Origin of the sequence: Roseateles sp. (genome assembly GCF_036486225.1) — a bacterium.
In the GTDB taxonomy this organism is placed as follows: Bacteria; Pseudomonadota; Gammaproteobacteria; order Burkholderiales; family Burkholderiaceae_C; genus Roseateles.
The window spans coordinates 1-6,482 of record NZ_DASVNZ010000353.1 but is presented as its reverse complement, the minus strand read 5'-3'; the positions used below and the strand labels follow the sequence as shown (position 1 = coordinate 6,482).

Sequence of the window (6,482 nt, the reverse complement as noted above, 5' to 3'; positions counted from 1 at the left end):
CGTCCTGCGGGCTGCCATCGCCCCCGCAGGCGGCCAGCAGCGCGCCGGCCAGCAGGGCAGGAGAGAGCGCAGACACGAACGCCCAGCCCACGGCGAGGCCGGCTTGCTTGAGCGCCATGGTGATCCCCTCCCGTGCCAGTGGGTGCGATGTGCCCCTTCTTCGAGGGGCGTGGGGCGCGAGTGTCTGTGTTTGTTTTGCCAGTCGGCAAGTTTAAATGTGTGTCGAATTGATGCCTCGGCCGGAGCGGGCGCACGGTAGCGATACCAACGCACCAACCCGGTCAAGGTGGGCGATTGGTGATCGGAATGCTGACGAAAGCAGCAGGGCAATCGATACCTCCGCCGAGGTAGTGGGACCCCCTGGGGCAGGCATGATGTCGGGCATGAGCACTCCGGATACTTCCACGCCCCGCCGCCGCGAACAGCAGCGCTCGGCCGACACGAAGCAGACGATCCTGAAGACCGCACTGAAGGAATTCGCCGAGCGCGGCTTCGAAGCCGCCAGCATGCGCGCGATCGCGGAGCAGAGCGGGTTGACGCACCAGCTGATCACCTACCACTTCCAGTCGAAGGAGGTGCTGTGGCAGGCCGTGGCGACGCTGGTCTACGAGGAGCTCGCGCGGGCCCGCGAGGGACTGATCCGGCAAGCCAAGCCGGCGACCGCGATCGGGCAGCTGCGGCAGGAGTTCATCGCGTATTTCCAGTTCACGCTGGACCAGCCGCACCTGCACCGCTTCATGATGCAGCGGCGCGAAGGCGGCCACAGCGAGGACCGGCAGGAGTGGCTGGCGCAGCATTTCCTGCGGCCGCATTTCGATCTGGCCCGGCCCTTGATCAAGGCGGCGCAGAAGGCCGGCGACCTGCCCAAGGGCGAGCCGGTGCTGCTGTACTACGCGATGGTCTCGCTGGCCAACACGCTGGCCGTGATGGGGCCCGACATCGAAGCGACGACGGGCGTGCTGTCCGCGGACGCCAAGACGGCCAAGGCCTACATGAAGGTGATGGACGCGCTGCTGTTCAACCGCGCGGGCGCCGTGGCCTGAACCCGGTCAGGCCTGCGAGACGGCCGCCGGATCCGGCGCCTTCGGTCCGCCGACCGCGCCCAGCGCGCCGCCCCACACGTGGTACAGCGCCTGCAGCACCACGAACTTCAGCGACTGGGTCGTGATGTTGGCCGCCGTCTCGCTGAGGCCGTGGTCCTTCTGCAGGGTCGCGGGCAGGCTGGCCACCATGGCCGTCAGGCCGCCGAAGCCGGCGCTCAGGATCGCGTGCGAGGTCCAGCCGACCTTGCTCGCGAAGACGTCGCCCAGGGCTTCGGGGAAGGTCTCCTTGAGGTTGGCGGCGTGGGTGCCGAAGCGCGCCGCGGCGCTGAGGATCTGCTCCGTGGCCGGCTTCTGCAGATGATCGAGACAGGCGCCGAGGTCCTCGCGCGCCAGGAAGTGCTGGAAGCCCGCGCGCCCCGCGCTGACGTCGAAATCGTTCTTCGCCATCCGCATGCCGCCGCCGCCCAGCGGCAGGCCCAGGAGTGGATCGACCAGCGCGTCGACCTTGGCGCGCGTCTCCGGCTTCCCGGCGAGTTCCAGTCCGACCATGAGCGGCACCCGGACCGCGCCGTTGCGCACCGCGCCGTAGCTGAGCCCCGCCGCCTTCGAGTTGTCCGCGGCGAGGCTGGTCTTGGTCGGCGGATTCGCGTTGGCCAGGTGCTCGGGCAGTTGTCCGGACAGCTGCTCGCCCGGTGGGCGGGTGAAGTAGGCGTCCTGGAAGGTCTTGCCGGCGGCCGCGCCCGAGGCGACGTCCAGCGTCGACAGCGCGAAGCCCATCAGCGCGCCGGTGATGAGCGCCGGCAGCGCGACCGGCAGGTTGGGCAGGGCCTTCATCAGGCTGGCCAGGGTCAGGTCGGCGACCTTCAGGTTCACCGGCAGGCTCCCGAGGTTGAAGCCGCTGGCCGAGGCCATGCCATGCATCATGGCCGTGCCCTGGTCGCGCCACTGCACCTGCTTGAGCACGGCGACGAGGTCGTCGCGGGTGTGGATGCCCCGCGCGCTCAGCACCGCGGACTGCTGCGTGGCCAGGCGCTCGAGCGCGGGGATGTCCTCGGGGCTCTTGCGCATCGCGCTGAGCATGTAGGCGACGCAGCCCGTGATGTCGTCGGGCAACTTCTGCGCGAGCGAGTCGATGTCGATGCGCGGATTCACGTCGCGCGGGCTCGGCACCGTGGCCGCGCTGAGCGAGGCCAGGCCGCCGGGGGCGCGTTCCACGGGCGCCGCCTGGGGCGGCGGCAGCGGGTCGAAGGAACCCGGCATGCGGCGCATCAGCTGGGCGACCTCGTCGTGCGCTTCCTGGCGGGGCAGGGCGGCGGTCTGCTCGGTTTCGGGGGCCGTGGCGCGACGTTGTTCGGTGATGGAGGGCGCGTTGCCGGCAGGCCGCTGGCCCTCGCTGGACAGGGACAGCGCGCTGCCGCTGCCGCTCCCATTGGTGTTCAGCGTGTTCAAGGGGATCTGCTCGCCGCCATGGGCGTCGGGCAGGCGCCCGGTCGTGGCGACGCTGCCGGCCGATGAGCTGCGGCTGGCCACCTTCGGCGGCGATTGGCGGGGCGGCGTCGACGGGCGCGACCGGACCCCGCCGCCGTCGCTGCCGTCGTTGCCGTTCTTCCCCCCGTCCAGCGAGGCGCGCGGGGACGAGCGACGCGCGGACAGTCCTTCGGGCAGGATGTGCTCGCTGGCGGCGGGCCTGGCGGGCTGCGGCTCGACCGTTGTTGGCGACGAGGGCGTCGCCTGCGTCGACAGTGCCTGCGAGGTCTGCGGGCTGCCGGGCGTCCCGAGGGACGGAAGAGGGACGTCGATCGCGCGGGCGGTCGGGATGGTGGTGCTCATGACGCCTTGGATGCCGTTACAACAAGGCGGCATCGTCGGCAGTGCGTCCCTCGTCGGAGGGCCGGATGCGAACCGGCGCCTGGGGATGCGAAGCGAGATCGCGCAGCGTCGAGTTCAGCGTCCCGAAGCGGTAGACAAAGCCGCCCGCCAGCGCCACGCGCGGCATCACGCGCTGGCCGTCCAGCAGCAGCGTCGACATCTCGCCGGCGAGCCGGCGCAGCGGCGCCGCCGGCATGCGCATCCAGGCCGGTCGTCCGAAGGAGGCGGCGAGGGCGATCGAGAACGCCGCCTGCGCGCAGAGGTCGGGCGCCACCGCGTTGACGGCCCCGCGCACGTCCGTGCGGCGCAGCGCCCAGTCGATGAAGCCGACGGCGTCGTCCAGATGGATCCACGGCACCGGTTGACGACCGTCGCCCAGGCGCGCGGCCAGACCGAGCCGCGCCGCCAGCGCCTGCATCGGATACGCGCCGTCCTCGCGGCCGAGGATCACGCCGAAGCGCAGCCGCACCACGCGCATGCCCAGGCCCTCCATCCGCATCGCCTCGTGTTCGACGGCGGCGCAGAGGTCGGACTGGAACACGCCGCGCTGCGCGCGCGAGCATTCATCGCAGATCACGCCGTCCTCCGGCACGCCGTAGAAGCCGACCGCCGACGCCGCCACCAGCACCGCCGGCGGACGCTCCAGACGCCGCGCCAGTTGATGGAGCTGCTCGGTCAAGCGGGTGCGGCTTTCCAGCAGCTCGCGGCGACGGGCGCGGGTCCAGGGGCGGCCGAGCACGCGGGCGCCGGCGAGGTGGACGATGGCCTCGATGCGGGTCTCGGCGGCGATGTCGTCGAGCGCGCCGATGACGGCGATGTCCGCGCCGAACTGCAGCCGCGCCTGCTTCGGATCCCGCGTCAGCACGATCAGCCGACGGCCCTGCGACCTCAGCCGCCGCACCAGCGCCTGACCGACGAATCCGGTCGCGCCGGTGATCAGCACCGCCGACGCCTGGCGAGGCACCGCAGGCAGCGCGGGCTGGTCACGCAGGGCCGCGCTCTCCCGGCCCAGGCGGCGCACGGCCAGCGCGTTGCGCACGCTCCACGCCCACACGACGATCGCCATGGCCGTGAAGAGCCACGACACCAGGCCGCGTCCGGCGGGCGCCAGGCCGGTCGGCTGCTGCCACCACTCGATCAGGCGCGGCCCCATCAATCCGAGGAACAGCCCGTAGCAGACCGTCAGCACGGTGTGCAGCCAGCGCTCGAAGGGCGGCAACTGGCGGGTGCGGTCCTCCTCCAGGAAATCGGTCAGCGTGATGACGACTTCCACGCCCAGCACGGCCGCGACCGCGACGGCGAGCGCGCCGTGCCACGACCACCAGGCCAGGCCGAGGAAGAGGGCGCCGTACAGCGCCTCGCGACCCGCGTGCAGGGCGAGTTCGCGCCGGGCGCCGCGCTGCTGCGGCAGCCGCGCGGCCCATTCGTGGTGCCAGAGGTTGTCGAAGGCGCCGAGCAGCGCCTGGCCGATGAGGACGGCATCGAGGATGTGCATGTCAGGACTCCTGGACCGGATCGACGAAAACGCCGGTCTGTTGAAAGGTCTGACCCCAGCGGGCGTGGGTCATGGTCAGGGTGAAACGGAAGCGGCCGGCGCCGAGGTCGCGGTGTTCAACGCGGCATTGGCCGGGGCTCAGCGCGTCGGGCAGATGCAGCCGGACCGGGCCGACGCACCAGAGGTAATGGCGGCTCTGGAAGACGAGGGCGCCGTCGTCCTCGAGGACGTCCAGCGCCATGGCCAGGCCGCCGCGGGTGCGCTCCAGCACGCCGGGACCGGCGGGATGCGCGCGCTTGACCGACTGCACGAGCCGACGGCCCAACTGGCGGGACCACACGACGCCGCCGAGGCCGTCAGGAGAGACGGTGACCTCGACCGGCAGATCCCGGGCGCAATCGGACGTCAGCGGTCCGCGCAGCGGCCAGGCGAGCCAGGCCAGGACGCGGCCCATCGGCGAGCAGTGCAGGTCCATCCGGCCGAGGTAGCGGACCGGCTCCGCGTGCACGCCGAAACGGCGCTGCACGGCGGCGGGCAGACGCGACCAGGCGTAGTCGCCCATCAGGGCCTGCAGGTCGAGCGGTGTCGATGCCACTGTCGATGCCGGCATCGGAAGGGGCTTCGATGCCGGTGCCGACATGTCGGCGACGCGACGCGACGGCAGCAGGGACAGCAGGCGGGCACTGGCTTGGAAGGTGGCGTTGAGAAGGGCGTTCATGACCCCTCTATCGCGAGAATCGGGCCACCCTGAGTCGATGCCTAAGTCGTTGATTCCATTGGACACAGCGCGGCGACCTGTGTTCGTCGTATACAGTTGCCGCCCTGTCGACTGTCTACGACGTATACACATGCTGCTGCGGGTGACGATGGGGCTGGCGCTGGCCGAAACGCTGCTGCTGGCGGGCGTGCTGATGGCCTGGGCGGACCGGGTGGCCGGCGGTCGGCTGTTGGCGGCCTTCCTGGTCGCGATCGCGGTCTGGATCACGGGCAACGAGCTGCCGAACTGGTTCGGACCGGGCGTCGAGACGCTCGCGCTGCACGTGCTGGCGACGGCGCCGCTGGCCTCGGCGGTGTTCTTCCATTTCTGCGTGGTGTTCTGCCGCGCGCCGCTGCGACGCGGCTGGATCACCGCGGCCTACCTGCTCGGCGGCGTCGCGGTGCTGGCGTCGCAGGTGCTGCGGCCGGCGCATTTCGTCGACCACCCGGACGTGGGCCGGCTCGCGGTCGCGGAGCCGGCGGCCGTGATCACCAGCCTGTCCTGGGTGCTCCTCGGCCTCGCCGGCGTGGGCGTGCTGCTGCATGCGCTGATGCGCCCGCCGATCGACGGTCGCGGTCCCGCGCGGGGTCAGGTCGCGGCCGTCACCGCCTCGTGCCTGTGGGGGCTGGTCTGCCTGGGCGGCTACGCCATCGCGCTGATGCGCTGGTCGGTCTATCCCTTCCCGCTGCTGGCCTTCCCGCTCTATCCGCTGATGCTGGTCTACGGGATCCTGCGCTACGGCGTGTTCGTCGCGAACGCCTGGGCCGGCAAGGCGCTGGTGTGGACGCTGCTGCTGGCGTCGGGCATCGCGATCGTGGGGCTGATGCCGCTGGTGCTGCCGTTCGAGTCGCGCTGGCTCAGCGGCTTGGCAGTCGCCGCCGGTTGCCTGGCGCTGAACGGGCCGGTGCGGCGCTTCGTCCAGCGCCTGATCTATCCCGGCGGCGAGGTCAGCGCCCAGGACCTCGGGCGCTGGCGCGAGACGCTGCAGGCGGCCGACAGCCTCGAGCGCCTGGGCGTCGAGGCGTCCGCGCTGCTCAGCCGGCGGCTGGGCACGTCGGTGACGGTGGACGTGGAGGAGGGCGCCGACGGCACCGCTGATCGCGCGCATCCGTCGCCCCATCGACCCGCGCTGACGATGCGCCGTGACGGCGTGTCCTGGACCCCGCGCTGGACCGCCTGGGAAGCGGCGCCGCCCGGACAGCGCCACGTGGCGGAGCTGTTCGCGACCGTGCTGGCCGACGCGGCCCTGCGCGTCGAACAGACGCAGCAGGCGGCCGCCCGCGAGCGCGACCGGCAGGTCCAGGCGCGTCTGGCCGAA

Annotated in this window: 4 protein-coding genes and 1 pseudogene; 2 read left to right on the top strand and 3 right to left on the bottom strand. The window is 71.8% G+C overall.

Annotated features, from left to right (window positions below; translation table 11 throughout):
* Window positions 1–383 precede the first annotated feature (383 nt).
* A complete protein-coding gene (locus VF536_RS23235) occupies window positions 384–1,043 on the top strand; it encodes a TetR/AcrR family transcriptional regulator (protein ID WP_331617279.1) in 660 nt (219 codons plus the stop codon).
* Window positions 1,044–1,049: 6 nt separating this feature from the next.
* Here the strand turns inward: VF536_RS23235 and VF536_RS23230 are convergent, their stop codons facing one another.
* The 3 genes from VF536_RS23230 to VF536_RS23220 are packed head-to-tail and all read right to left on the bottom strand — an operon-like array spanning window position 1,050 to window position 5,125.
* Window positions 1,050–2,873 (bottom strand): hypothetical protein, encoded by a 1,824-nt coding sequence (locus VF536_RS23230; RefSeq protein ID WP_331617278.1) that lies wholly within the window; start codon window positions 2,871–2,873, stop codon window positions 1,050–1,052.
* Window positions 2,874–2,889: 16 nt separating this feature from the next.
* Entirely contained in the window at window positions 2,890–4,407 is a 1,518-nt protein-coding gene (locus VF536_RS23225; protein WP_331617277.1) for a TIGR01777 family oxidoreductase, read from the bottom strand.
* 1 nt (window position 4,408) lies between these two features.
* A complete protein-coding gene (locus VF536_RS23220) occupies window positions 4,409–5,125 on the bottom strand; it encodes a DUF4166 domain-containing protein (RefSeq protein ID WP_331617276.1) in 717 nt (238 codons plus the stop codon).
* A gap of 130 nt (window positions 5,126–5,255) precedes the next feature.
* Between VF536_RS23220 and VF536_RS23215 the strand changes: the two are divergent.
* Window positions 5,256–6,482 (top strand): annotated as a pseudogene (locus tag VF536_RS23215) (sensor histidine kinase); the annotation flags it as partial.